22 protein-coding genes are annotated in these 24,891 nt (G+C 39.8%); 9 read left to right on the forward strand and 13 right to left on the reverse strand.

Annotation, left to right across the window (positions count from 1 at the left end):
• Positions 1-384: 384 nt before the first annotated feature.
• On the forward strand, positions 385-567 hold the full coding sequence (locus ACLCDL_RS11090; RefSeq protein WP_423148366.1) for a hypothetical protein: 183 nt from the start codon (positions 385-387) through the stop codon (positions 565-567).
• A 51-nt stretch (positions 568-618) separates the two neighbouring features.
• On the forward strand, positions 619-1,002 hold the full coding sequence (locus ACLCDL_RS11095) for a GreA/GreB family elongation factor (protein WP_423148367.1): 384 nt from the start codon (positions 619-621) through the stop codon (positions 1,000-1,002).
• A 75-nt stretch (positions 1,003-1,077) separates the two neighbouring features.
• Here the strand turns inward: ACLCDL_RS11095 and ACLCDL_RS11100 are convergent, their stop codons facing one another.
• From ACLCDL_RS11100 to ACLCDL_RS11110, 3 genes are all read right to left on the reverse strand, one after another.
• Entirely contained in the window at positions 1,078-1,839 is a 762-nt protein-coding gene (locus ACLCDL_RS11100; RefSeq protein ID WP_423148368.1) for a ThuA domain-containing protein, read from the reverse strand.
• Between the two features lie 128 nt (positions 1,840-1,967).
• Positions 1,968-4,397 (reverse strand): TonB-dependent receptor domain-containing protein, encoded by a 2,430-nt coding sequence (locus tag ACLCDL_RS11105; protein ID WP_423148369.1) that lies wholly within the window; start codon positions 4,395-4,397, stop codon positions 1,968-1,970.
• A 103-nt stretch (positions 4,398-4,500) separates the two neighbouring features.
• The gene (locus ACLCDL_RS11110) at positions 4,501-5,760 is read right to left on the reverse strand and encodes an MFS transporter (protein ID WP_423148370.1); all 1,260 of its coding nucleotides are present in this window, start codon (positions 5,758-5,760) and stop codon (positions 4,501-4,503) included.
• Between the two features lie 262 nt (positions 5,761-6,022).
• On the opposite strand from ACLCDL_RS11110, the gene ACLCDL_RS11115 reads away from it, so the two are divergent.
• Positions 6,023-7,360, forward strand: a complete 1,338-nt coding sequence (locus ACLCDL_RS11115; protein ID WP_423148371.1) for a polysaccharide deacetylase family protein — start codon at positions 6,023-6,025, stop codon at positions 7,358-7,360.
• 119 nt (positions 7,361-7,479) lie between these two features.
• On the opposite strand, the gene ACLCDL_RS11120 is transcribed toward ACLCDL_RS11115, so the two are convergent.
• The 4 genes from ACLCDL_RS11120 to ACLCDL_RS11135 form a co-directional block, all read right to left on the reverse strand.
• Positions 7,480-9,306 carry an ABC transporter ATP-binding protein gene (locus tag ACLCDL_RS11120; RefSeq protein ID WP_423148372.1) on the reverse strand — a complete coding sequence of 609 codons (1,827 nt, stop codon included), beginning with the start codon at positions 9,304-9,306 and terminating at the stop codon, positions 7,480-7,482.
• 203 nt (positions 9,307-9,509) lie between these two features.
• Positions 9,510-10,190 carry a LytR/AlgR family response regulator transcription factor gene (locus tag ACLCDL_RS11125; protein ID WP_423148373.1) on the reverse strand — a complete coding sequence of 227 codons (681 nt, stop codon included), beginning with the start codon at positions 10,188-10,190 and terminating at the stop codon, positions 9,510-9,512.
• A complete protein-coding gene (locus ACLCDL_RS11130; RefSeq protein ID WP_423148374.1) occupies positions 10,191-11,723 on the reverse strand; it encodes a sensor histidine kinase in 1,533 nt (510 codons plus the stop codon).
• Positions 11,724-11,812: 89 nt separating this feature from the next.
• Entirely contained in the window at positions 11,813-14,230 is a 2,418-nt protein-coding gene (locus tag ACLCDL_RS11135; RefSeq protein WP_423148375.1) for an outer membrane beta-barrel protein, read from the reverse strand.
• 194 nt (positions 14,231-14,424) lie between these two features.
• Between ACLCDL_RS11135 and ACLCDL_RS11140 the strand changes: the two genes are divergently transcribed.
• Both ACLCDL_RS11140 and ACLCDL_RS11145 read left to right on the forward strand, forming a co-directional pair.
• Complete coding sequence (locus ACLCDL_RS11140) at positions 14,425-14,835, forward strand: hypothetical protein (protein ID WP_423148376.1); 411 nt, start codon at positions 14,425-14,427, stop codon at positions 14,833-14,835.
• Positions 14,836-15,132: 297 nt separating this feature from the next.
• Positions 15,133-16,329, forward strand: coding sequence for a neutral zinc metallopeptidase (locus ACLCDL_RS11145; protein WP_423148377.1), 1,197 nt, complete (start codon positions 15,133-15,135; stop codon positions 16,327-16,329).
• A gap of 111 nt (positions 16,330-16,440) precedes the next feature.
• Here the strand turns inward: ACLCDL_RS11145 and rpiA are convergent, their stop codons facing one another.
• The 3 genes from rpiA to ACLCDL_RS11160 are packed head-to-tail and all read right to left on the reverse strand — an operon-like array spanning position 16,441 to position 18,992.
• Positions 16,441-17,133: a ribose 5-phosphate isomerase A gene (gene rpiA / locus ACLCDL_RS11150; protein WP_423148378.1), complete on the reverse strand. Its 693-nt coding sequence runs from the start codon at positions 17,131-17,133 to the stop codon at positions 16,441-16,443.
• Between the two features lie 16 nt (positions 17,134-17,149).
• Complete coding sequence (locus tag ACLCDL_RS11155; RefSeq protein WP_423148379.1) at positions 17,150-18,196, reverse strand: S41 family peptidase; 1,047 nt, start codon at positions 18,194-18,196, stop codon at positions 17,150-17,152.
• 1 nt (position 18,197) lies between these two features.
• On the reverse strand, positions 18,198-18,992 hold the full coding sequence (locus ACLCDL_RS11160; protein ID WP_423148380.1) for a hypothetical protein: 795 nt from the start codon (positions 18,990-18,992) through the stop codon (positions 18,198-18,200).
• Between the two features lie 134 nt (positions 18,993-19,126).
• On the opposite strand from ACLCDL_RS11160, the gene ACLCDL_RS11165 reads away from it, so the two are divergent.
• Positions 19,127-19,657 (forward strand): DinB family protein, encoded by a 531-nt coding sequence (locus tag ACLCDL_RS11165; protein WP_423148381.1) that lies wholly within the window; start codon positions 19,127-19,129, stop codon positions 19,655-19,657.
• A 28-nt stretch (positions 19,658-19,685) separates the two neighbouring features.
• Here ACLCDL_RS11165 and ACLCDL_RS11170 read toward each other — a convergent pair whose 3' ends face one another.
• On the reverse strand, positions 19,686-20,597 hold the full coding sequence (locus tag ACLCDL_RS11170; protein WP_423148382.1) for an NAD(P)/FAD-dependent oxidoreductase: 912 nt from the start codon (positions 20,595-20,597) through the stop codon (positions 19,686-19,688).
• 78 nt (positions 20,598-20,675) lie between these two features.
• Between ACLCDL_RS11170 and ACLCDL_RS11175 the strand changes: the two genes are divergently transcribed.
• Positions 20,676-21,047, forward strand: coding sequence for a Fur family transcriptional regulator (locus ACLCDL_RS11175; RefSeq protein WP_423148383.1), 372 nt, complete (start codon positions 20,676-20,678; stop codon positions 21,045-21,047).
• A 26-nt stretch (positions 21,048-21,073) separates the two neighbouring features.
• Here ACLCDL_RS11175 and ACLCDL_RS11180 read toward each other — a convergent pair whose 3' ends face one another.
• Complete coding sequence (locus ACLCDL_RS11180; RefSeq protein WP_423148384.1) at positions 21,074-21,436, reverse strand: iron chaperone; 363 nt, start codon at positions 21,434-21,436, stop codon at positions 21,074-21,076.
• 245 nt (positions 21,437-21,681) lie between these two features.
• Between ACLCDL_RS11180 and ACLCDL_RS11185 the strand changes: the two genes are divergently transcribed.
• Both ACLCDL_RS11185 and ACLCDL_RS11190 read left to right on the forward strand, forming a co-directional pair.
• Complete coding sequence (locus tag ACLCDL_RS11185) at positions 21,682-22,152, forward strand: hypothetical protein (RefSeq protein ID WP_423148385.1); 471 nt, start codon at positions 21,682-21,684, stop codon at positions 22,150-22,152.
• 335 nt (positions 22,153-22,487) lie between these two features.
• Positions 22,488-23,579 carry an acyltransferase family protein gene (locus tag ACLCDL_RS11190; RefSeq protein WP_423148386.1) on the forward strand — a complete coding sequence of 364 codons (1,092 nt, stop codon included), beginning with the start codon at positions 22,488-22,490 and terminating at the stop codon, positions 23,577-23,579.
• Positions 23,580-23,687: 108 nt separating this feature from the next.
• Here the strand turns inward: ACLCDL_RS11190 and ACLCDL_RS11195 are convergent, their stop codons facing one another.
• Positions 23,688-24,662 carry a 3-keto-disaccharide hydrolase gene (locus tag ACLCDL_RS11195; protein ID WP_423148387.1) on the reverse strand — a complete coding sequence of 325 codons (975 nt, stop codon included), beginning with the start codon at positions 24,660-24,662 and terminating at the stop codon, positions 23,688-23,690.
• Between the last annotated feature and the right edge of the window lie 229 nt (positions 24,663-24,891).

Raw genomic sequence — 24,891 nt, forward strand, 5'->3', positions numbered from 1 at the left:
GCTTTTGTATCAAGACAAAAGCTATTAGGCCCGCCCGGCTATGAGGGCAAATACCCCCCCCCGTCATTTTAATGTCTTAAAAGAAACAAACCGGAGAATAATTTGCTTATTCCAACTAAAAGCAGAGATTTGTAAGTAATGGTACACGGAGCATTAATTTATTATTCTGAAGTTGCGGGCAAAGCGCTTGCGGCTCTTCGCATGCCCCTCACATTCCTTCTTCAGTTAAACTACTTCTTTCTTAACAGCAACAAAGCCTTCATTATCTAAGCCCGGCTTGTATCTCAGGCTGGGAAATCAAAAAATAACTGCATAAAAATCATGCGGCAGTATTATTTATGCTGTCCGTGTAACTGTTTAACGTTTTTCTTAATCGTTTTATGTATGAAAATAATTTGTCCGGAACACGAGGGTTTTATTCGATTGAATGAGAATTATTTCAATACAATGAATATCGCAATAAGTAATGTAGTGATAGAATGTCCTGTTTGCGACGAGGAAGTGCTGATTGACGGGGTCTTTAATTTCGACCCTGAAGGTTTTGGCACTCCTGCAGGCGACAACTAAGGCCGGGTTTTCCTTCACTACACTTTATTAAATCAAAAAGCATTTCTTTATATGGAAACTAATGAAATAATTTTATCAAGGGGAGTTTACCAGCTGGTGATGACCCACTTAAGAAAAGAAAAAGAACTATCAGACTTTAATAAAAATAAACTATTACAGGAAATGAAGTCGGCAAAGATACTGCCGTCGAAAAAAATTCCAGACAATGTAGTTTCAATCAATACGAATGTTAAAATAAAGGATATTGAAACTGAAGAGGAATTTGTTTTTAACCTGGTTTCGCCTACGGAAGCAAGAAGTAAGAATAATAAGCTCTCCGTACTTTCGCCCATCGGACTGGCTTTATTAGGATATAATTCAGGCGAACTGGTGGATTGGGAAATGGCCGACGGATTAAAAAAATACCTGATAGAAAAAGTAAGCGCAATGGAATAAAATAAGATGATAAGGGCTGTCGGGGAAGCAAGGATTACTGCTTTCCGGACAGCCCTTTTAAATTGAATAATCTTCTTATTTTTTCCCTGTAGCCGCCCAGCGGATTCCGGCAAATAAATGATTTAAAAAGGCAGGTTCGCTGAAGTTAGTAGGTAAATGTCCTAACTCGGTATAGAAAGCACGGCCGCCATCGTACTCGTGGTACCAGGCAATAGGATGCATTTTACCCATTCCCTCTCCTTTTACCCTTCCCCAGTCTGCTTTTGGATTATAGGTAGTTTCATCTACTGCCATGATGTAATTAAGGCCGGAGACTTTTTCAGGGCCAAACTCATACCATTCTTCTGTCCATAATTTATCATCAGCAAAGCCCTGAAGTCCGGGAAACTTGCTATCCACGATCTTCACCTTCGCGGTTTGCACAGCGGGATGGATATGGAACATTCGCCCAACGAGTTTGGTGTACCATTCCCAATCGTACTCGGTATCGGAGGCACTGTGAATGCCCACGTAGCCTTTGCCCGACTGGATAAAGCGCTCCATTACTTTTTGCTGGTTGGCATCGAAGATATCGCCGGTAGTATTTAAGAAAATAACAGCCTGAAACTGCTCCAGGTATTTATCGGTAAATCCATTGGGATCTTCCCACAAAACAACGTCGAAAAAATTACGGGCACCCAACTGCTGAAGGGCCAGCACTCCGGCGTGTACAGATTCATGGTGCCAGCCTTTTGTGGTGGTAACCAGCAATACTTTAAATTGCTTTTGAGCCATTGTGCTGAAAGCAAACGAAAATTGCAGTGCTAAAAGAATGAGAAAGAATTTAAAACGATTCATGTGTTTTGGATTAAAATTGATTAAGTAAAATTAGTATAAACACAGATAGAACTTGTTAGTCGGCAGGTATATTAAACCATACATGCTTTGCCCGGGATGACGAATATAGTAAATGTTGCTGCTGATTTTCATTCCTGGGAACTATCTGTTTTGGGATTAGCTGCTTTCCCTTGCCGGATACGGTAATTCAGGGTTAGGTTTACCTGGCGCTGCCGGAACAGGAAATCGCTCTCGGTATAAAAATTAGCACCCTGCGAGATCGTCCGCATCCTGCGGGTATTAAACAAATCAAGCACATTCAGGTTCAGCGTACCCTTGCCTTTAAAAATATCCTTACTCATGGAAAGATCGGCATAGTATAAAGACTTACGCTTACCCTGTGCTGTTTTTTGCGGCGCTTCGTAATTGGCCCTTAACTGGATGTCAAAATTCTGCGGAAGCGAGAACCGGGAAGTCTGACGGGCAAACCAGCTATACGTAGTGGTTTTATAATCGGGCCTGATATTGCTGCCATCGATATCGGCATAAAAGAAATTAAAATTAAAATCGATCTTCCACCAGTTATAGGGAGAATAGCCGCTGGTAAACTCCGTACCCAGGGCCTGCTCGGATGAGAGATTTTGCGGAAGAGTTACCGAATTACCTTCCTCATTAACCGTCCGTATCCGGTCAATCTTTCCTTTGGTATGCCGGTAATAAACAGAAGAGGTAAAAGAGCCTTTGTCAAAAGATTTGATGTGCCCGATCTCCACCACGTTACTGAACTCGGGTTCAAGGTCAGGGTTTCCGCTGAAAAAGTTACGGCTGTCAGAAAAAGTAACAAAGGGACTTAAATCGTTGTAGAATGGCCTTCTCACCCGCCGGCTGTAACTAAGCTGTATCGCGTTTTCTTTTGGCAGGTTAAAAGTTACATGCGCACTTGGAAACAGGTTTACATAGTTTCGGGGATTTTCCTGGTTTGTTTCTTTCAGGGTTGTTTTCACATCGGTCCACTCTGCCCGTAAGCCTGCCTGATAGGCTACCTTTTTGCCCTTGTTCCCTAATATGCCGTAAGCGCCGTGAATATTTTCATCGTACACAAATATGTTATCAAGCCCGGGAAGCGGAAAAAAGGCTCCCGCATCATCCTGTTCGGTTACCACATAATCGTTCACCATGTTTCTGAAACTGCTCCTTAAACCGGTTTCAAATTTCCCTTCTTTACCAATCGGCTTTACATAATCCAGCTGAAACAGCCATTGCTTTTCAAATTCGTCGTTCAATGATTTCTGAACCAGCCTTTGTGAGGCATCTTCTGCTCCCATCGGACTGTAGTAATTCTGGGTAAACAGCTGATCTGAATTTTCCCAGTAATCCAGGTATTTTACTTCGGCAGTTAATTCATGACCCTTCTCAGCGAAAGATTTCTTATAGTTTACCGAAACTTCCGAATTGGGTTCAGTTTCATCTTCATCCTGCCGCCGTTTGATCATATCCGTTTGATTGGAAAGGTTAAAAAGGTAATCCCGGTAGGTAATATCAGTAATCCGGTTTCCCTGGCTGCGGCGGTATAAATAGGAAGCCGTCAGGATGCTCTTTTCTGTAAAATAATAATCCAGGCCGCCGCGGATGTTATTATTAAATCCTGTGAAATGGCTTTTATTATCCTGTTTCAGGATGAAGGTAGTATCGGGCGCATACACCTCCTGGTATAAAGAACCTTTACCCGGTTGCTTGCGATACGCGATTCCGTAATTAATAAAAAAGTTGATTTTTTTATGCCGGTAGTTAAAGTTGGCCGCTGCTCCTAAGTTGGTAGGATCGCCTGCAACTACTTCGACAGAACCATTAAAACCCTGTTTATTATCTTTTTTCAATACGATGTTGATGATTCCCGCCATACCTTCTGCTTCATACCTCGCCGAAGGATTTGTAATGATTTCCACCCGCTCCACCATATTCGCCTGCAATTGCTGTAAACCGCTTCCTCCTTTAATGCTTACCAGGCCCGACGGTTTGCCGTCAATCAGGATGCGCACATTGTCGTTTCCTCTTAATTTTACATTCCCTTCCGGATCAACAGATACAGAGGGAATATTGGTTAAGATATCGGAAGCAGAACCTCCTGCATTTGCGAGATCTTTTCCCACATTAAATATTTTCTTATCCAGGGATAACTGCATGGAACTTTTCTCTGCCTGTACCAGCACTTCATTTAATGTATTTGCAGAAAGGCTTAATTTAATGGTTCCCAGATTATGAATGGGTTTCGTTTCGGAAAGTGTAAATAAGGCCGATCTGTGTGGCCTGTATCCCATAAATTCCACCTCAGCATAATAACTTCCCGAAGGCAGACTAACAGAAAACTCACCTGATTCGGCCGTTACATTGCCACTTACCAGTTTCTTATCGCTGCTGTTAAAAACCCGGATACTTGCGTAACCTAAAGGAGAAGCAGACAAGGAATCAACAACTTTGCCTTTTACTGTATTGTTTCCGGAAGACTGGGAAAAGGCATTTGTTAAAAGAAAAAAAGAAATGGAAAAAAGAATCAGGGTTTTATTTAGTAGCAGGTGCATGTTAAATCAATATCAGCAAAAATAAGACGGTTAATAATAAGTTAACGGTTAATAAAAAAGACTTAAGAGGAAGTAAAAATAATTTTATTTGGAATATGGCATCTTATCTCTCCTGTAACATCTTCATATCGTGTTCCCGTTTCGCATCTGCCTCCTTACGGGCTTTCTTTAAAACCGGAATGAAGAACAGTATGGCGGCAATGCCCGCAAGGCCCTCTGCCAGCACCGTGAACGGAGCACTTGTGATATGAGCAAGACCTCCAATAATCAGGCTTCCTATGGGCTGCATCCCCTGGAAAGCCATTACGTAATAACTTACCACCCTTCCACGCATGTGTTCATCTACATTAGTCTGCACGTAGGTATTGGTAGCAGCAATCTGGGTAAGCATTCCGGCTTCTCCCGTCATTATAAAAGCCAGCGACAGCGGAAGTTTTGTGGTATATGAAAATGCCGTAAGGCTTATTGTAAATAACAATCCGGAAAAAGCAATAAGCTTTAATAAATTGGTACCCAGCGGCCTGTTGGCCATATAAATGGCACCCATCAGCGCTCCCAAACCTGAAATACTGTTAAGCCAGCTGAACGTGCTGACGTCACCTTTAAGAATATCCTGAGCATAAACCGGAAACAAATTTGAATAAGGTATTACAACCAGGCTTGTGATAGCCATCAGCAATATTGCAGCACGCAAGCCGGAATGATTATGCAGGTACCTATATCCTTCCTGAAGCCCTTTCCAGATCGGTTCTTCATTTTTCTTTCTTACCGGCACTTTTATCTTCATTGCCAACAGCGAGGCAATTACGGCGAAGAAGCTTATAAAGTTTACCAGGAAACAGATATCCTGCCCGTATGCGGTTAAGATGATTCCGGCTGCCGCAGGGCCTAATAAACGGGCGAGTGTAACCATCGAAGAGTTGAGGGCAATTGCATTGGGCAGAACGGCTTTATCCTTAACCAGGACGATCATAAAGGATTGGCGTGAGGGTGTATCAAAGGCATTGATGATACCCAGCATAACGCTCAATGAAATAATGACGGTGATATTGTAATAACCCGTAAATACAACGAGTGTAAACAGGCCCGCCTGGATCATAGACGCTATCTGTGTTACCAGCAAGGTACGGTAACGGCTATGCCTGTCGACAAAAGCACCGGCATACGGAGAGAGGAGCAGAACCGGAATTGACCCGGCAAAAGCCACAAGGCCCAGCATAAAGGCAGAATGGGTGATATTGTAAACCAGCCAGCTTACTGCTATCCGCTGCATCCAGGTGCCAATAAGCGAGATCGCCTGCCCGCTGAAATATAGACGAAAGTTGTAATACTGTAATGCCTTTAATGACGAGGGTAAGTTCATCTTAATTTATTAACTGTTCCGGTATTAAAATGTGTGCTGCAACAGTTGAACAGTATATTAAAATAATGATACAACTAAGCTGGTCAGCCGCATGAAAATAAAGTTTTTTCCAATGACAAGACGCCAACAGCCCTACATAACGATATTGTTATATTCTGTGCAATGATTTAGATAACAAGTAGTTTAATATTGTATAGCGGATCTGTTGCAAAGCAGAATCGGTAAAGCTTCTGAAAAAAAATAACTAACCATAATAAACACCATGCGAATATTAAGTCTCATAAAAGTACTGGGAGCTTTTGTTGCTGTAAGCGCTCAGACAATGCCTTCTGCAGCGCAGGTAAAACCCGTCGGTGAATCCAGTATCTGTAAATGGCAGGATGGAAAAGATGCCGCTGTTTCTTTAACGTATGACGACGGCAATGTAAACCAGTTCAGGGTGGCGCTCCCCATTATGAACCGCCTTCATTTACCTGCTACTTTCTTTATCATGACGGGCCAGTATCCCGGTTCGAAATACCAGGGTAAATTTATTGGGCGGCCGGTAGAAGAAATTATAAAGGAGACAGCTACTGTCCCTTCCAGTGAGGATAACTTTCTGGAAAGGGCTTCCGCCCTGCCGTATTTAGGTTATATCGGGCCGCTTGAATATCATGTAAAAGCCGGATCCTTACACGAAGCGGGAAAAACAGAGGAAGCTTTTAAATTATTGGACGAGGTTTACAAAAAGGTACGAAACGGAGAATTTAAGAAGGGCTTGGAACCCGGCCTTGAAGTAGAACAGGCAAAAGGCATCACCTGGGATGATATTCGCAGCTACGCAAAACAAGGACATGAGTTTGGAAGCCATACCATTACGCATCATATGACACCCGTTTTGGATGAACCCAATCTTTTGTACGAACTGGAAAAAAGTAAGGAAGATATTTTAAACCAGCTGGGGCCGGAACATACCTTCTCTGCTGAATGTTCATACGGAGTAGAAAATCCCAGGGTAATGCAGTACGCTTTGAAAATCTATCCAGCCCTGAGAAACCGGATGCCGGCTCCATACCTTGCAGAACTGAACCGGGGCAGCAAAAAGCTTCCGGGAAATTCAGACAAAGAATATGTACAATGGCAAAGAGGAGCTACAACAAAAACATCCATGCCGCTTATGAAATCATGGGTGGATACGGTTTTAACGCACGATAACAACTGGCTTGTACTGGTAATTCACGGAGTTGACAGCGTAGGCTGGGAACCGATGACGCACCAACAACTGGAAGAATATTTTCAATACATTAAAGATCGCGAGAATAAGTTATGGGTAGCCACTTTCGGAGAGGTAACCAAATATATCCGCGAGCGGAAAAATGCTAAAATTCGCTCTTCAGTTAAGGGAGACCAAATAACTGTAAATGTTACTCATTCCCTTAACAAGACAATGTATCATATCCCTTTAACACTAAAAACGTATGTACCCGCATCCTGGAAGAACGTACAGGTAAAACAGGGAAACAAAACGCAAAAATTGAAGCCAATGGCGGATGCTGACGGCAGTTATCTGTTGTATCGTGCGAACCCGAACAGCTCTCCGGTAGAGCTATCGAAACTATAATGGAAAAAAGGAGATTAACAATTTCTTTGACACATCTGCAAAACACAAAGAGGTTGGTGAAGACACCAACCTCTTAAATATAAGTTACATTACCATTCGACCCTGAGATCGAGCGATACTCAGGATATAGATTCCTTCAGATCATTTTTCTGGTGATTCCAGAGTTTGTTAAACATTTCACCATTTTCAAAAAGAGACTGCAAGGTTCCTTCTTCTACTATTTTACCTTTATTCATTACATAAATGTAATCGAAATGCTTAAGCAGATGCAGGCGGTGCAACGTGGAGATAACTGTTTTGCCCTCGAATTCCCTGAACATATTCAGGTATATTTCCTGTTCTGTTTTAGGGTCCATGCTGCTGGTAGGCTCATCCATCAGAACAATACTGCTGGATTTAGAAGCGAGCACACCACGGGCAAGCGCCAGGCGCTGTTTTTGTCCTCCTGAAAGGTTCTGCCCTTTTTCTATGATCCGGGTTTGAATACCTTCTTCCATATCATTCAGTACTACAGAAAGACGGGTAAGTTCACAAACGCGTTCTACTTCTTCTTTTTCAAAAGGCAATCCCATGGTTACGTTGTACTCGAAGCTGGCTTCAAAAATCTCCGGCTCCTGGGGCAGTAAAGTAACGGAGTCAGAAATATTATCAAAGCCCATACCCGGACGGCCGTCTACTTCCATCATAGTACCTGCCGAAGGCTGATTTAATCCTCTTAGTAAAGTAAGCAGGGTACTTTTACCGCATCCGCTCTCCCCTATTAAAGCGATCCGCTGACCCCGTTTAATATCAAGGTTTAACTTCTTAAGCCCTGCAGGTTTCTTTAATAAATGCGAGGGATCAAGTACACCCTGCGAATTGACAACAGATGCTGCATTGCCTTTTTGAGGATGCTTGTAGCTTAAATTACGGATGGCAAGATTATTCCAGTCTTCAGGTAAAGCGGTTGTTTTTTCTGTACGGCGATTCTCTTCGAATGCTGTTTCAAAAACTTTTGCTGTTTCTACATCTGTGTTGTACTGTACAATCTGCGTGTACTGGCTTGCAAAATCATTAAAAACGCTGGTAAACTGGTTTACAAAGCCCAGAAGAGTCACCAGTCCGCCAAGCTTGAAAGCAATCCCGGGAGTATAATTCTGATACACGTAACCCACCACCATCACTACATAAATAAGAGCTACCAGCATTTGAGCTGCAAACCATTTCCATTCGTTGATCTTTGCATTCTTTTTGAAGGGAGGAAAAACAGCACGTACCTTTTCCATAAGTCCTACATGTACACGCTGTTCAAGACGGAGCGTAATTACGGTCATTATATTTGATAAACTGTCAAATAAATTAGATGACATGGCATGATCGGCTTCATTAACTTCCTTTAATGACTTAACAAAAGGTTTATCGAATTTCATGATAACGCCGATGGTAAGTATTCCAAGAACTGCCGCTACACAACCAAAAAGCGGAGAAAAGTAGAACATTGCAATAAAGGCAGTTATGAATTTGAGCATGGAAGCCAGGTAAATAAATCCATTCTGAAAGAAATCCTTTAAAGCGGTATATGCTTTACGTAAGCGGTTAATTGTAGAACCGCTATGGTTTTCCTTGTGCCAGCTTACAGGCAAATGAACGAGTTTATTGTATTGCTCGTCCAGGAAATTCTGCGACACCTTAAAAGCCAGTTTACGCTCCATAACCCTGGCAGGGCCATGAAAAGCCCATTCAAGTAATTTCAGGAACAGGAATCCAAGTCCGTAAATCCAGACTTGTGAGATTACATCGGCCCCGTTCTCCTGTACAGAGTCTACAAACCAGCCGTAAAAGAACGGGTTAATTGCGGCGGTTAAGTTTGCACCGATAAATAATAAGTAAATGCCTATGTATAGTTTTTTGTCTTCTTTAGCGTAACGCCAGGCAGTTGATAATAGAGATAAATACGGATTCTTCATTTTAATAAATAGATGCGCTTATTACGTGCACCAATCCAGAAAGGTTATCCGTTTTTCTAAAATTTATAAGGCAGTTTGTATGTTTAAAGTCATATAGGTGTTCATTGTAAAAAAGCCTCAGAAAAGCAGTAGCACTACTAAGGTCTCCGGCTGTTTAACGAAGCTTCCTTTCTACAAATAAAGCGATCGCTGCCGTTTTATGCTCACTTACTGATTAAGCGGGAAAGGTTATCTGCATAGGCTTCACTTACAGGGACTTTTACATCATTAACTGTAAGCTGATGCCTTTCAATTTTATCTATTTTATTAATTGCAACAATAAATGAGCGATGAACTCGCAAAAACTTCTCTTCCGGTAATAAATTAACAGCCTCACTAAAGGTCATTCGCGAGAGGATGTTTTTATCCTTAAATGCAAATGTTACATAATTGCCACCCGCTTCCAGGTACATTATCTCCTCGAACAGCACCTTCTGTGTTTCATATCCCGTTTTAACGAATATATGATCGGGTGTTTCGGCTGCATTTCTGTAGTTATATAATTCAAGCGCCTTGTTGCAGCCTTTTAAAAAGCGTGTTAACGAAAAGGGTTTCAGCAAATAGTCGACTGCATCTAATTCAAAACTTGTAACGGCATGTTCAGAGTAAGCTGTAGTAAAAATCACCAGCGGCCTTTTATTTAAGCTGCTGATAAAATCAATTCCGGAGATATCAGGCATTTTAATATCCAGAAAAATAAGGTCGACAGGTTCTTTCTGTAAATATTCAATTGCTTTAAAAGCATCTGTAAACTCTGCCTTCAATTCAAGAAAAGGGACTTTAGAAGCATGCGTTCGTACAATTTCTAATGCTATCGGTTCATCGTCTATGGCAATGGCTTTCATTTATGCTAACTGTAATGTAAGATGTACAAAAAATTCTTTACCTGTATCCCGAATTATCAACTCGTGTTTAAGCGGATATAGATGGTTTAAGCGCTGCTTCACATTTTGTAATCCGATACCGCTTTTATTCTTTTCCGGGTCATTCTCTGACCGGAGATGAATACTATTATAGACATCAAAATACAAGGTATCAGCTTTTGTTTGCAACATAACTTTAATATGGGAGGGCTCTCTGAGACTAATGCCGTGCTTGAATGCATTTTCAACAAAAGGAATAAGCAGCATGGGAGAAATTTGCAGCGTGTTGACCTGTTGTTCGATCTCTGCCTGGATGGTAACTTCCGGGCTGGTATCTGTGCGAAGTTTTTGCAGGCTGATATAATTATTCAGATAATCCACCTCACGTGCCAGCGAAATTTTTTCCTGCATATTTTCCTGCAACATAAAACGCATCATGTCTCCCAGTTTCTCTATTCCCTCGCTTGTTCGCTCTGCATTTTCCTGCAAGGCGGTGCCGTAAATCGTATTTAATGCGTTAAAAAGAAAATGTGGGTTTATTTGCGAACGTAAGAAGTCAAAATTTGCGTTAGACCGCCCCAACTGCGTTTTCAAGATGTACATTTCCTCCTTGCCCTGCTGCTGCCGTTTATAAATAACCCAGGTTAGCGGAGCCGTAATAAGCAATTGAAAAGCAGAATTAAAAAGAATTGTTACAGTTACCAAAGGTCCATCGAAGCCGAGTATATATCCCAGTAGAACCAAAGGTAAAACCGAAACAAGTAATACAAGCGTGATTCTTCCCAGGTAGTTTAAAAAAGGTTTTTTTAAGCGTAAGGAATCAGGAATAAACCTGTAAAACGAATACCAGTAAAAGAGGATACCTATGGGAATAATAACAAACCACACAGCAACTATCTCCTTCGGTACGTTTATTATTAATAATACAAAAACACTTATCATCCATAAAACAAAAGCGGTTATACCATCCCGGGTAATGATTTTGTATTTTGCTTCTATGCTTTCGGAATTTAACAGGAGATATTGTCCGCCATATTTTATTACCGAGTAAAATGCGAACATGAGCATGAGCCAGGATGCATATACAAAACTATTTTGGAAAAGAAAGCTGTAGGCTGCCTCATAGGTAGGATATTTATATAAGATGTCACCTCTCAGATAGGTATCGGTGATGCCGCACACTACACCAATTAATAGAAAGACCAGTATCGAAGCAGCAATATTTCCCGCTATCGATCTTTTATTTATAATGCCCGGCACTACCTGGTAATTAAATAAAAGAAACGAAAGGTAAAGAACCGTGTACCGGACAAGATTGGGAAAAAAATAATCACGGTAATAGTTGAACGTTATTTTTGCTTCTTCAAAAGCAAAACGGTTCGGTGTCCATATATCGGATACATTATTTCTTACTGCAGCCGTGATCATAAAAAATACCGAAAACACATATATGGTAGTTACTGCCCAGAATTCTATCCTGTTTAAATTTGCAGGTTTATTAATATATTCTTTCATTCTTAAAATAATTAAAAGCCTAATTTTTGATGGAGTTGTTCAAGATAATAAATAGCGATAGTTATTAAAACCGGAAATAGATTGATCGTTTAATTTTTGCTTCCGCCTGTTAAATCATCATTCCTGATACCTCTCTGATTCTTTTTTATTTCCCCTTTAAGCTTCCCAAACTTATAATTAATACTGAATGTGTAAGATCGCCAGTAATCCTGATTAGAGCTGTATTGACTAAAATTATTGCCCCATGCCCTGTTTTCAGAATACCGATATTTACTGAACGGGTTACTTGTTGCTATAGAAAATGAAAGCTTATCCTTCACGACATCTTTATTTAAACTAAAAGAAGAACTTGTAAATGAATCGGATTTTCCCTGTATTGAAATATTTTTCCCGTTATAACTTACTTCGGCGCTTGCATTCCAGCCTTTGTTGAACCTGTAATTGCTTGAAATAGCAACCCCGGGCATAAGGCCCTCATTCTTCAGGTAAATCCCGTTAATCATGCCTTCTACCCAACCGTAATTAAACCTTGCCGATGCAGAAGTGCTCCATTTTTTAGTTACAGGGTAATTAATATGAAAATTAGCACCCAATAACCTTGCTTTGCCCGTATTTGCAAATGAAGACCGTATAATGTTTGTAACGGGATTAAACATTGTTACCGGCATAATCAGTTTTTTGAAAAGAATATAATTAGCGCCGATATTTATATTCCCTTTTTTAAACCTGTTGTACCTTAATTCAAAGCCCTTGCTGGTCATAGGCTGCAATTCAGGATTACCGCTTCTTTCAAAATCCGGATTAGACCTGTCGACAAAAGGATTAAGGTGATAAATGCCTGGGCGTTGCAGACGGGAAGTGAAGCCGAAATTCAAACTGTTACCATCTTTTAATTTTTTATTGATAGAAACAGAGGGAATAAAATTCAGATAATTCTGGTTAATGTTGGTTGCCGCTGAAATAAAATCTGCCTTAACAATTGTCTGTTCCAGGCGTAAACCTGCCTTAAATCCCCAGTCTTTAAATCCAAACTGATAAGCATTATAGACGGCAAATACGTTTTGCGTATTGTTGAAATTATTTGTCCGTGAGGGGTCGGTTTCAAACTGGTTGTTTGCAGTATTGAGCGAAAGATAATTAAACTCGCTTTCGTTGCTTCTCAAAATTGCTTTTACCCCAGCTTCTACTGTTATTTTTTTTACCGGATGAACATAGTCGAGCTGAAAGGTTTGCTCAGAGGGTTTTTCGGTATTATTCTGACGGTAATCAGGGATGGTGAAATTCACAGGATTACTTAAGGTTGAATAGTAAGAATCATCACTTAAATAGCGGGAATACCTGTAAGAAAGAGTAAGAAGCCGGTTTTTGTCGGCTTTAAAGCCTAACTGATAGTTAAGAGAAGCATCCGCCCCTACGCCGCTTCCATCGCTTTCATTCATCAGATTGTACTGTTGCAGTATTTCAGTTTCCCCGCCGTTTAAAACAGAATACTGATTGTTTAACCCGTTTTGTTTATTTCCGTTAATATTAATTTCGGCAGAAATGAGATTCAAACTATCAATTTCAAAACTGAAATCCGAACCAAAGTATCCGCTTTTACCAGACGACTCTCTTAATCCGTTCTGAATTAAATTGGTACTATTCTCTCCCAAACCTAACCGCTGATTAAAGCTCTCCGTTTCCGGAGAATTATTACTGCTTGCACCGCCATAGGCAGAGATACCAAACCTGCCCGCTTTTGCGGTAAGAGATCCACCTATTCCCGGCCCCCAAACGGGTGCTCTTCCATTCAGGTTAATTGAACCGTTATAGCCGTTATCTGCCTTTTTATTTGTGATAATATTAATTATTCCTGTCAAACCTTCGCCATCGTATTTTGCAGGCGGAGTAGTTATTACTTCGATTTTTTGAATGCTGGAAGCAGGCATACTTTTTAAAACATCTTTCGCGTTCTTCTCCATCATACTCGAAGGCTTCCCGTTAACGAGGATCTTATAATTTGAGTTCCCCTGCAGTTGAACATTATCCTGTGCGTCTACCGATAGCAGCGGTACTTTACGCATCATTTCGAGTACATTTTTCACTTTGCTTTCCGGGTCAGCCTGCAGGTCGTAACTCAGACGATCAATTTCCTGCTTTACCAAAGGCTTTTCTGCGGTTACCACCACCTCGTTTAATCTGGTGGAAGCTGTATTCAGGTAAACTGTTCCTAAATCCTTGACTGTAATTGAACTATCTCCTAAATTAACCCTGATATTGGCGGGTGTATAGCCCACGGCCGCAGTACTTACCAGATAAACAGAGGGTTTTAAACCTGAAAAAGCAAAGGTTCCTTTATCCCTGGTCAGGACAGTTTTAACAACTTCGTTTTTTTCTGTTTTTAAGCTTACAGTAATATATTCCAGCCCCTGTTGAGAAACTGAATCTGCAATTTTACCCTTAATTTGGAGCTGCTGTGCTTTAGCTGTTATTGACAAACAAATTAAGATGGATAGGATTACTCTCATAAAATTTTTATTTAATGACGAGCAATGATAGCTTGTACTCCTGTGCGGGTATAATAAATGTGACGAAACACCTGAAAAATGTGAAGAGTTGCAGATATGAATTAATTACAATTAACTTTTATTATAAAAAGGGATTATTTATGGTATAATGATTGCATCATGTAGGCATCATTTACCTTTAAAATCTTTACATTATGTTTGATCAGATATTAGGATTGGTTAAAGACCATATTGGTGGAAACCCACAAATTGCTAACACCATACCAAACGGACAACATGAAGCTGTTAATCATGAAATCGCCGAGCATATTACCCAGGGCTTAAAGAGTCAGGCGAACTCAGAGGAAGGGGCAGGAAACCTGTTATCGAAACTTGCAGGAGGCATTTCTTCCGGCAGCCCCGTTACAAGTGCTATTGAAGAGGGCTTACTGGGAACTTTAGGCAGTAAATTTGGTTTACCTCCTGCAGCAACCGGTGCCATTGCTGCTGCCTTACCCGGAATTTTACAAAAATTTGCGCATAAGGCGAATGATCCTAACGATGCCAGCGTAAATAAAGAAAGTGTTTTGGGATCGTTAAGCGGTGGTTTAGGGGGACTCTTCTGATCCTTTTAATCGAATAAAGGAATTTCTTACGGACGGAAAGATTCCTGGTTAAGGTCGAAGCGGAAAGCTTCGGCCTTTCTTTTTTTACCAGCTTTAAGTTTAGTGATACTACTAATGATTTCCGACCGCTCCTACCTGACTTAGCACTATCTTATTTTTATAAACTATATTATCAGTAGCACGATTAAGAGCATTTATAGATGAAAATCTTTCCAAAAAATCATAAAACAAACCTGTTATTAATCTGATTTATTACTTATATCCAACTAATATTTACCAATTTATTAACATCTTTTTATGAAAAACATCCGGCAATTGATGGCCCTTATTGTGGCCTGTGTTATCCTGTTTAATGGCTGTAAAAAAGACACTGTTACTGAAAGTAAACTCCGCAATCAGGAGCTGCAAATGAAGAGCAAAACCGCTGCGAAACAAACCTCCGCTGAACTGAAGAAAAAGCTTAATCAGTTTCAGTCTTCCTTATCGACTAACTCGAAACAAAAACTCAAACAAAATTTGGCTCTTTTACTAAAAATTCATCCTGAGTACCGTGATAAGGTACGTAAGGCTTTAAACATTGAAGAAAGTACCTGCGATGATAATACCCTTACAAACCAATGGCTGGATCAGCAGCTTGCAGACTGGAACAGTGAGATTATCAATTACGTTCTTGAAACTGCCATGCTGGATTTACCTACCTATGATGCACTCCTATTTGAGAATAGCTCGGCTAACCAGTATTTTGGAACAAATGGTGAATACACACATCAGCTTACCAAAACTTTCAAAGATTTGAAACGCTTCTGGAATATAGAGTCAGATGGAATCGTACTTGCTGCTATGCACGGAAGCATGCTAGCGGACAGAGACAGGCTTATAAGAACATACGAAGCAGCATATGGCTTACCCCCGGCAGATGCTGAATTTTATGCCGATTTTGTTTTGGCTATACTGGACGCTTTCCCTCAATTAAGAAATGGAGATCATCCTATCTTTACCTTTAACGCTTTTGCTCTTCAGTCCTTTAACTTTCCGCCGTATGGAGTTATACCTGATAAAATTATAATGGGTGATGGAATTATGGAAGCTTTTACTGCTATTGGTTATGGTGATGTAGCGCCACAGGCAATCCTCGCCCATGAATTTGGGCATCACATTCAATATCAGCTGGATCTTTTTGAAGATGAAGACAGCCCGGAGGCTTCCCGCAGAACTGAGTTGATGGCTGATGCTTATTCGGCATATTACCTTTCTCATGCAAGAGGCGCTTCTATGCAATGGAAAAGAGTAAAACAATTTCTCCAGGTATTTTTTAATATCGGCGATTGTTCATTTACCAGTAACCAGCATCACGGAACACCTGCACAACGGATGGCCGCAGCTGAGTGGGGTTATAATCTTGCTAATAATGCGCAAAAACAGGGACACATTTTAAGCAGTCAGGAATTTACGCAACTGTTTGAAGCGCAGTTGCCACAGATTGTGCAGCTTTAATTTATACGTTATGTGATTATAAATTTTAGTCGCATTCATTATTACAAACAGCGCTTATGAAAATTTTCATAAGCGCTGTTCTTATCTCCAGGTACTTGTAAAAGATATACTTTATAACTTTTTCGGGTTTATAATTCGAACGCCCTGCTCCCCGCAAACAACAGCTTTGGTTGCCATTCTGTAAAACAGCGAATGCTCGACTACTCCCGGTATCATTTTTAGTTGCCTGTTTAATTTTTCAAGATCAGTAAGATGTGAAAAATAAACATCCGCCAGCAGGTTACCATTGTCAGAAATAACAGCACCGTCCTTCTGATTACTCATACGCAGGGTTATTTTGGCATCCGGAAAAAAGGATGTAAGTGTTGCAAGCACAATTTGCAATGCTTGCGGAAGAATTTCAACTACAACCGGATAAGTAGTATTTAATTGAGATGTAAACTTACCTTCGTCTCCAATTAAAATAAATTCTTTAGCTGCAGATGCCAGTATCTTTTCTGTAGTATGAATTCCGCCACCACTTTTTAGTGCATTCAATTCTTCATCAAATTGGTCACATCCGTCAAAATAAATATCCAGTTCTTTTATTAATGCCGGAGCTTGTATGTTTAGTCCACGGCTTTGTAAATACTGTATTGTTTTAAATGATGAGGACGTGAAAACAACAGAGGAAGACAAGTTTGTTTTTTGTGTAATTCCATCTGCAAGATGAAAAATAGTTGCTCCTGCCCCTAAACCTATAACTTGTCCGGCTTTAATAAATTCCAATGCAGCTTTGGCAGCTTCGGCTTTATAATTATTCATAGTCGGCTAAGTTAATTTATTTTATTCCTTTTTCTTCTGCTAAATATTGAATAGCTCTTTCCAAAACCCTGTCATTTCCTTCAGCAATATCATCCTTTCTATTTTTAATATAGATATCCGGAGCAATACCTTTGCCATCCAGACTGATACCATCGGGTAATAAAAATAGCTGGATGGAAAAGCGGTAAACCCACCCATTCGGTAAAAATCGTCTCATGCTTGTCGCTGAAAAATCTCCGGCTGTCGTATCTCCGATATGGGTAACATGCTTAAACGACTTCAGGTGCAGGGTCAGGTACTCTCCCCCGCTCATGGTGGCCCGGTCTGTAAGGAGTACAACCGGCTTTACATATTGAACTGCGCCTGTTTTTTGTGTAACTTCATTAACTTTTTGATTAAAGTCAGTGTGGTTAGGCCCATTTCTTGTCTGAACTGTTGCTATAAGATGCTCGCCATCTGAAAAACTCCCTGCAATGATTTTTGAATAGCGTGCATCGCCGCCGCTATTGGTACGGATATCAAAAATAATGGCATCCATATTTTTCAGCTTGCCGATAATTTCACCTATTGCACGTTCGGGATTTTCTCCCTCTTCTTCCCTCAAGAAGATGTATCCGATGTTCCTGTTTCGCAGCTTGCCGTAGCTTAAATCGGCTTCACCCGGAGTTTTGGTAAAGTTTTCTACAAATTTCGACCGGATTAGATTTAAGCTGAACTCTTCATCAATCGCTTTACGCCCTAATTCAAAACCCGATTCGTAATACCTGCCATAATTTTCAGTATAAATAGCTGTATGGCTATCATTTAAATGTTCTATTAATTGCGATAAGATGTTCCATAACTGCTGGTCGGTAGTAGTGCTGTTTACCTGTGGGCGGTAAACCTGATAAAGAGAGTCCCAGTTAGTTCCTTTGATTGCAAAAAGAGCATAATGCTTGTCGAAATCATTCCAAAACAAATCAAAATTCTGTTCAGGGTTATTCGGCTGATCTTCCCCTAAAAACAGCTTCCTGCAGGAAGACAGTATGAGCACGAAAAGGAAGCATAAGATTACTTTACGCATATTAAAATTTTATTGAAAACCCGGCGGTTAGCTGATTTTGAAAGTGTACCATTTTATTAAATCCGTTAACCTGCTGAAATCGTAACATGTAGCTTAAATTAAAATCCAAATGATTTGAAGCTGCATATTTATACAAAGTTTTCCAGTCAAAACCGTAGTACTTATCGAAAGATGCCAACTCTCCTCTTAGCAAGATTTTTAAAACTTTCTCCTGGTTCTGTACAATATACTGATCGAAACCATTGTATGGAGGACGGACAAGCAGTTGCACTATTGGAATGGATAAGGAGGATTGAAAAGTTTTCTTATCGGATAATTTATAAAGTACAGAACCCTTTAAATCAATTCCATGTGTGGTTAAGTAACTCCAGGTTTCCCTTTCATTCCAGTCAATATACTGTAAATACGAATTATACTGAGGGCCCAGAAAAAAAAGCAATCTATTATTTTTAGACTGCGATACCTTCCATAAAAGAGATACTTCTAAATTTCCAGACAGTGAGATGGCATTAAAAAAATCGGTAGGATCTGCTTTTAATTTGCCATTCGTAAAATCCAAATCTGCTGTTAAAATAGATTTCATCGCAGGTTTTACATGTATATAATTCAGGGAAAATATCGCCCCTGTTTCGTTATAGTTTAAGGGGGAAAAGTTCCGGTCTTTTAAATAGCCAACATTTATTCCTGCTTCAATACCAATTTTATTTTTAATAAAACCCGGAGATTCATCATCCTGAGCCAGTATGTTCGTGCATATAAGAACGAGAAATAAAAGGTAGGATATCTTTTGTTTCATCAAAGGTATTGTCAGGTTAGGTTTATCGTTATTAAAGGTATATAAATAAATCTTTTATCAATTACAGGCTGTAATTTTATACTTTAACTAACGCTCAGATATGTTAGAAAAATAAATTCAATTACCTTTATCCAATGGAAAATACTACTTATAGCCTTCAATACCCAATAGGTCCTTTTGTAAAGAAAGACCAGTATTTACGGGATGAAATAGATTCATTTCTTGAAATTATAGAAAGAGCGCCAGAACGCTATAAGGATATTGCCAAAAATTTAACTGAGGAAGACCTTAAGAAAACTTACCGCCCTGAAAGCTGGAATGTACAGCAATTGATCCATCATGTGGCGGATATCCAGTTGCTTCATTTTCTTCGCATGAAGAAAGCGCTGACGGAAGCCGATTATACAGAAGTAACCCTGATTAACATGGATGCCTGGGTAAGCACTGCAGATGGTTATCAGGCGCCTGTAGCAGATTCATTAATTATGCTCGAGGGAATTACCAGGAGGTATGTTTATCTTATCCGCTCCTTAACTGATAAAGATTTAGAAGTTGCTTATTACCACCCCGTAAGAAAATATATGATAAACCAGGCGCAGGCTATAGCGATGTCGGCATGGCATCTTCAGCATCACCTGGCTCATATCAAAATAGCTGTGGAATAAGCCGAATAGTTCGTCCATAAATGTTTTATTATCCAAAATCTTCGTCGATCAGTTCTTTGTTGACAGAAATTCCTGCCTTTGTTCCGGCAGCTACAGCAAATGCAACCGATCGGGCTTGAGTTGTATTATCTCCCGCTGCAAAAACCCCCGGAATAGAGGTTCTTTGGAGTTCATCAACCTGTATATAACCCTGGTCGTTCAATGTACATCCAAGCTGTAATGGAATAGTGCAATGTTGCTTAAAAGATGGCCTGGCAAATAGCGCTGTTAGCTGCTCACTGCTACCATCCTGAAAATAAAGTGTATGAATATTTCCGTTTTCATGGGCTAATTTTGCAAGAGTTTTTTCAACAATCGTAAATCCTTTACTTAACAACTTCGCTGTTTGATCTTGCGTTAATGCCAATTTTCCATTTGTAAACAAAATAATATTCTTGCTCCAGTTCCCAATATGTTTGCACATTTCAAAGGCTATATCCCCATTTGCCAATACGCCGATAGTTTCTCCCCTCACTTCATATCCGTGGCAGTAAGGACAATGTAAAACCGAAATCCCCCAGCACTCAGCAAAACCGGCAAGCGGAGGCATCTCATCAGTAACTCCTGTTGAAAAAAGAAGCTTTTTAGACTCAACTGTTAATCCTTTATCTGTAGTTATTTTGAATCCATAATCGGTTTTTTCCGCTTTTTCGGCAAGAGCATTTTCCAACTGAATAGTCGGATAAGAAAGAACCTGTTCTTTAGCTGCTTCTGTTATCTGTTTTGGTGTTTTGCCGTCCTGAGTAATAAAATTATGTGAGTGAGGCGTTTGCCTGTTGCAAGGTTTACCACTATCAATAATAAGGACTGTTCGTAAAGAACGGCCTAAAGCCATGGCGGCAGAAAGGCCTGCATAACTACCACCAATAATAATTACATCAAATTTCTTTTTATATTCCATTTTTTTGTTCTCCTGGTATTTATATTTTGATTTGACAAAGGTAGAATATTTTATTATTATTGCAACAAAGTCGCAATAATGAAAAGAAGAAAAACGGATACACAATCAGCCATACTTGATTCACTTAAAAAGTCCAAAAAGGCTTTAAGCCACGACATGTTACAGGCGGAATTGGCTGAGGTTGACAGAGCAACAATTTACCGGGCGCTTAACAGGTTCAGCGAGGATGGGATACTACATAAAATAATTGGAGATGATGGCAAACTTTATTTTGCTGTATGCACAAATTGCACAGAAAACAAACACCAACACAATCATTTCCACTTTCGCTGCAGAAGTTGCAATAAAGTTGAATGTCTTGCAAACGAAATTCAGGTTAAAGTACCTGAAGGTTACCTTGCCGAATCTTTCAATGCCATTGTTTCAGGTTTATGTTTAAACTGCCGATAGATCAGTATAGACAGAAGCAGTTACCGTCATTTTTTCTTGCTTAGATTTTCCTGAACGCGAAGTTTTACAATTTTGCTTATCAGATCGCCGGGCATGGGTTTATCCAGGGGAAACTGAATGGATCCCTTTCCGGTTTTGTAAGCGCTTAACTCCTGCTTCAGCGTCTCATTTGCCGAAGGCAGAGCATAAAAGCCAATGTGGTTTTTAAAAGCAGCGAAGTACACTAAGGTTACCTTGCCAAGTTTAAAAGCGGGCATTGCATAACTGATTGTTTCTTCTGCTTCCGGAGCTGCTTTTTTAATCAGTGACCTGACCTGTTCAAGCACTTGCTGAGTGTCTTCAGGAAAGGAGGCAATATATTCGTCAATGCTCAAAGGTTTGTTCATCATAACTTATTGGTTAGATAGCTGTTGTTACTACAAATTTAACCGATCCTACTTAAACCAAAGATGTCAAAAAAGACTTTTTCAGGGGGTAAATGCGGCTATTTTAGTTGGGGAATCTATTCGTCTAATTACTGCGTTAGTGTAGCGGTTTATTTTAAATATTCATTCTATTTTACTCTTTAAACAAATGTGTGCTTTATTAGTTAAAAATTTTCTATGTTTATTGCATAAACCTAAATTTTATAAAAATGAAAATCCTAATTGGATCTATCCTGATCAGCACGCTGCTTATGTCGTGCGGGGCCAATACTGAAAAGAGTTCAGCAAATGGAACTGCAAGCACAAACCCTTTAACCGGAACCTGGAAACTCCTTCAGGGAACACTGATAGAAAATGGCGACACTACGGTTACTGATTACACAAAGAATGTATCTTTTATAAAAATCATTAATGATACCCACTTCGCCTTTCTGCAGCATGATTTAAATAAAGGCAAAGATTCATCAGCTGCTTTCTCGGCAGGCGGAGGTACTTATTCTCTTACAGACACATTGTATAAAGAACATCTGGAATATTGCAGCGCCAGGGAATGGGAAGGAAACGATTTTTCGTTTACAATCAGCTTCAGCGGTGATACCCTGATTCAGCAGGGAGTAGAAAAGATTGAAAGTAAAGGAATTAACAGGTTAAATATTGAAAAATATGTTAAAGTAAAATAAACTTCCTGTAAGACTGTTGTAGTTTGATAGCCGCCTTGAATGGCTATCAAACTATTACTATTTCTTCCATCTTCTGTTAACAATTCATAACTACCCTCCACACTTTTCCATTGTAAAATTAGTTTAGCATCTGTGTTATTCTGCAATATAGATGTTCACAAATTCCTCTGTACTTTCCAAATGGAGGTTGATCAAATTTTAACTTCAGAACATGCTTAACAAGTACCCCGAGTGGGGCACTTAACCTTTTAAAAAATTACAGAAAAAATCGTTATTATTCTTTAATCTTGGAATCTCATAATCGTATGCTAACAATATAGGTAATAACAGCAGCAATGAATACGAAAACATTAAGCCCGGAGATTCTGGAGACTAAAAAACACTTTGAAATATTGGATGGATTACGAGGAGTAGCTGCTTTAGCTATTGTAATCTTTCATTTTATGGAATGGGTGTATCCCGATTCCAGCAAAAATTTCATCGGACATGGTTTTTTAGCTGTTGACTTTTTCTTCTGTTTATCGGGATTTGTTATTGGGTATGCTTATGATGACCGTATTGGAAAGATGGGAGTTATTGAGTTTTTTAAATCAAGGCTGATCCGATTACATCCTTTGGTTATTTTGGGATCAGTATTGGGCCTGTTAGCTTTTCTGTTTGATCCTTTTGCAGGTAATGTGGTATTTGATACGGGTAAACTTATTCTAATATTTATCTGCTCCGTTTTTCTTATCCCATTCCCGGTAATGGAAGAACGTGCTTTTAATCTCTTTAGCCTCAACGCCCCTTCATGGTCGTTGTTTTGGGAATATGTTGCCAATGTTTTTTATGCCTTTATCCTGGTTAAAATTAACCGGCGCTATTTAATTATATTAACAGTGCTTGCTGCGGCATCACTTTGTTTTGTCGGCTATCGATCCGGAAATTTGCTTGGTGGATGGGCAGGAGAAAACTTTTGGGATGGCGGTGCCCGTATTTCTTATTCCTTTTTAGTTGGACTGCTGCTATATAGATTCAATTGGATTATAAAAAACAAGTTTGGTTTTATTGGTTTGGCGATATTACTATCACTTGCCTTTTTAATGCCGCATGTTAAATTGAACTGGCTGGCAGAACTGGTCATCGTACTATTCTATTTTCCTTTACTTGTTTCACTGGGTGCAGGAGCTGCCCTCTCCACACGACTTGAGAAACTATGTATACTTTCCGGTAAAATATCTTATCCGCTTTACATGACCCATTATGCAGTTATATGGATGTTCGGAAACTATTACACCAATAATAAACCCGGAACACTCCAGCTTACTTTTATCGTTGTTATAGCCACCTTACTTTTGCTTGCTATAGCCTATTTAGTCATGGTAATTTATGACCTGCCGCTTCGGAAATATCTAAATAATAAAAGGAAACAAAGTGCAAGATCTTAGCAATTGAAATTGGTAAATTAAATAGCTAGCTGATTTTATAAGAGCTGGTAAAAATAAAAAACGCCTCATAATAACTTATGAGGCGTTTTCATTCGTTTAATTATCGTTCTACTTAGCCGGGGTAATAACAATGTTCCTGAACTCTATGGGCCCGTGATCACCCTGAAAATAGATAGGGCCGGGTTCGCCTTCGTTGCTGTCAAGTGCTCCGCCTGTAATGCCGGGAATCTCCTGATTGCAGATTACTGTTTTACCATTTGCCACAACTGTAACCATACGGCCAATCAGGGTAATATCATAAGTTTGCCACTGGTCAGGGCCTAAAGCAGCAATTTCACTTGGCACTAAAAATCCATAAACACCGCTAAATAATCCGCTTGCTGGGTGCTCCCCTTTTTGACTATCTTCGATCTGCACCTCATATCGGCCCCTTAAGTAAACTCCGCTGTTGCTGCCTTTCTGATATTTAAATTCTACATGCAACTTAAAATCGTTGAATTTTTGTTCAGAAATTAAGTTAGAACCTGATTTTGGACTTGTAAGCACACCGTTTTTAACCACCCACTGGTTTTCACCCAAAGCTTTCCAACCCGTAAGATCTTTTCCATTAAATAATTTAACCGGCTTGCCCCAAACGGGAGCAGAATTTCTTTTTAGATAAAGTGCTTTTACCCCCTTCCAGTTATACTTTTTACCTTCGCTGGTAACTATTGTACCGCTGATTTCATTCCCGTTCAATTCGCCTTCAATAACAAAGTCCTGGTCTCCGGATTCCCATTGGGGAGGTATTGTAAAACTGAATTTACCATTATCAAATTTGATTTCTGATACGGGACGGGCACTTCCCGCCGTACCTACAAAACTACCCACCAGGGTACGTGTACCTGAAAGTTTAACCTCTAACCAGGAAGGCTTTGGCTTACCATTCTCGTCCATTGTGATATCCCATCGTCCTATCAGATCTTTTGCAGCTACCGCTGCTGTAGATTTCAAAGTAGCATTATGCGTTGCTGCGAAAAGGCTGCCGGCTGTTGAAATTGTCAGCAGGCCACTTAAAATTAATACGAAACACTTCTTATTCATATACGTGAATTTAGATTATAAATGATTAGTCAACTTTTATATCGATAATACGAAGATAAATACAGTGAGTAATATACTGTTTATTTCTTTATCTGGATTTGTTGTAACAAGAGTATTATCCCCTTGTATTCATGGTACCCATTAAAGTATTAACAAAGCAAATTTGTTTTTTGCTAGTCGATCACCTTTTAATAATGACTTCTGTTAGAATGTAACGATTCACTATTTA

Origin of the sequence: Rubrilithobacter danxiaensis (genome assembly GCF_047272945.1) — a bacterium.
Taxonomy (GTDB): domain Bacteria; phylum Bacteroidota; class Bacteroidia; order Sphingobacteriales; family Sphingobacteriaceae; genus Rubrolithibacter; species Rubrolithibacter danxiaensis.

Coding starts and splice junctions, on each gene's coding strand:
- ACLCDL_RS11165 (WP_423148381.1), top strand. CDS start 19,127: ATGGAAAATACTACTTATAGCCTTCAATACCCAATAGGTCCTTTTGTA.
- ACLCDL_RS11145 (WP_423148377.1), top strand. CDS start 15,133: ATGAAAAACATCCGGCAATTGATGGCCCTTATTGTGGCCTGTGTTATC.
- ACLCDL_RS11090 (WP_423148366.1), top strand. CDS start 385: ATGAAAATAATTTGTCCGGAACACGAGGGTTTTATTCGATTGAATGAG.
- rpiA (WP_423148378.1), bottom strand. CDS start 17,133: ATGAATAATTATAAAGCCGAAGCTGCCAAAGCTGCATTGGAATTTATT.
- ACLCDL_RS11175 (WP_423148383.1), top strand. CDS start 20,676: ATGAAAAGAAGAAAAACGGATACACAATCAGCCATACTTGATTCACTT.
- ACLCDL_RS11190 (WP_423148386.1), top strand. CDS start 22,488: ATGAATACGAAAACATTAAGCCCGGAGATTCTGGAGACTAAAAAACAC.
- ACLCDL_RS11130 (WP_423148374.1), bottom strand. CDS start 11,723: ATGAAAGAATATATTAATAAACCTGCAAATTTAAACAGGATAGAATTC.
- ACLCDL_RS11115 (WP_423148371.1), top strand. CDS start 6,023: ATGCGAATATTAAGTCTCATAAAAGTACTGGGAGCTTTTGTTGCTGTA.
- ACLCDL_RS11185 (WP_423148385.1), top strand. CDS start 21,682: ATGAAAATCCTAATTGGATCTATCCTGATCAGCACGCTGCTTATGTCG.
- ACLCDL_RS11180 (WP_423148384.1), bottom strand. CDS start 21,436: ATGATGAACAAACCTTTGAGCATTGACGAATATATTGCCTCCTTTCCT.
- ACLCDL_RS11140 (WP_423148376.1), top strand. CDS start 14,425: ATGTTTGATCAGATATTAGGATTGGTTAAAGACCATATTGGTGGAAAC.
- ACLCDL_RS11160 (WP_423148380.1), bottom strand. CDS start 18,992: ATGAAACAAAAGATATCCTACCTTTTATTTCTCGTTCTTATATGCACG.
- ACLCDL_RS11135 (WP_423148375.1), bottom strand. CDS start 14,230: ATGAGAGTAATCCTATCCATCTTAATTTGTTTGTCAATAACAGCTAAA.
- ACLCDL_RS11195 (WP_423148387.1), bottom strand. CDS start 24,662: ATGAATAAGAAGTGTTTCGTATTAATTTTAAGTGGCCTGCTGACAATT.
- ACLCDL_RS11125 (WP_423148373.1), bottom strand. CDS start 10,190: ATGAAAGCCATTGCCATAGACGATGAACCGATAGCATTAGAAATTGTA.
- ACLCDL_RS11100 (WP_423148368.1), bottom strand. CDS start 1,839: ATGAATCGTTTTAAATTCTTTCTCATTCTTTTAGCACTGCAATTTTCG.
- ACLCDL_RS11105 (WP_423148369.1), bottom strand. CDS start 4,397: ATGCACCTGCTACTAAATAAAACCCTGATTCTTTTTTCCATTTCTTTT.
- ACLCDL_RS11170 (WP_423148382.1), bottom strand. CDS start 20,597: ATGGAATATAAAAAGAAATTTGATGTAATTATTATTGGTGGTAGTTAT.
- ACLCDL_RS11110 (WP_423148370.1), bottom strand. CDS start 5,760: ATGAACTTACCCTCGTCATTAAAGGCATTACAGTATTACAACTTTCGT.
- ACLCDL_RS11095 (WP_423148367.1), top strand. CDS start 619: ATGGAAACTAATGAAATAATTTTATCAAGGGGAGTTTACCAGCTGGTG.
- ACLCDL_RS11155 (WP_423148379.1), bottom strand. CDS start 18,196: ATGCGTAAAGTAATCTTATGCTTCCTTTTCGTGCTCATACTGTCTTCC.
- ACLCDL_RS11120 (WP_423148372.1), bottom strand. CDS start 9,306: ATGAAGAATCCGTATTTATCTCTATTATCAACTGCCTGGCGTTACGCT.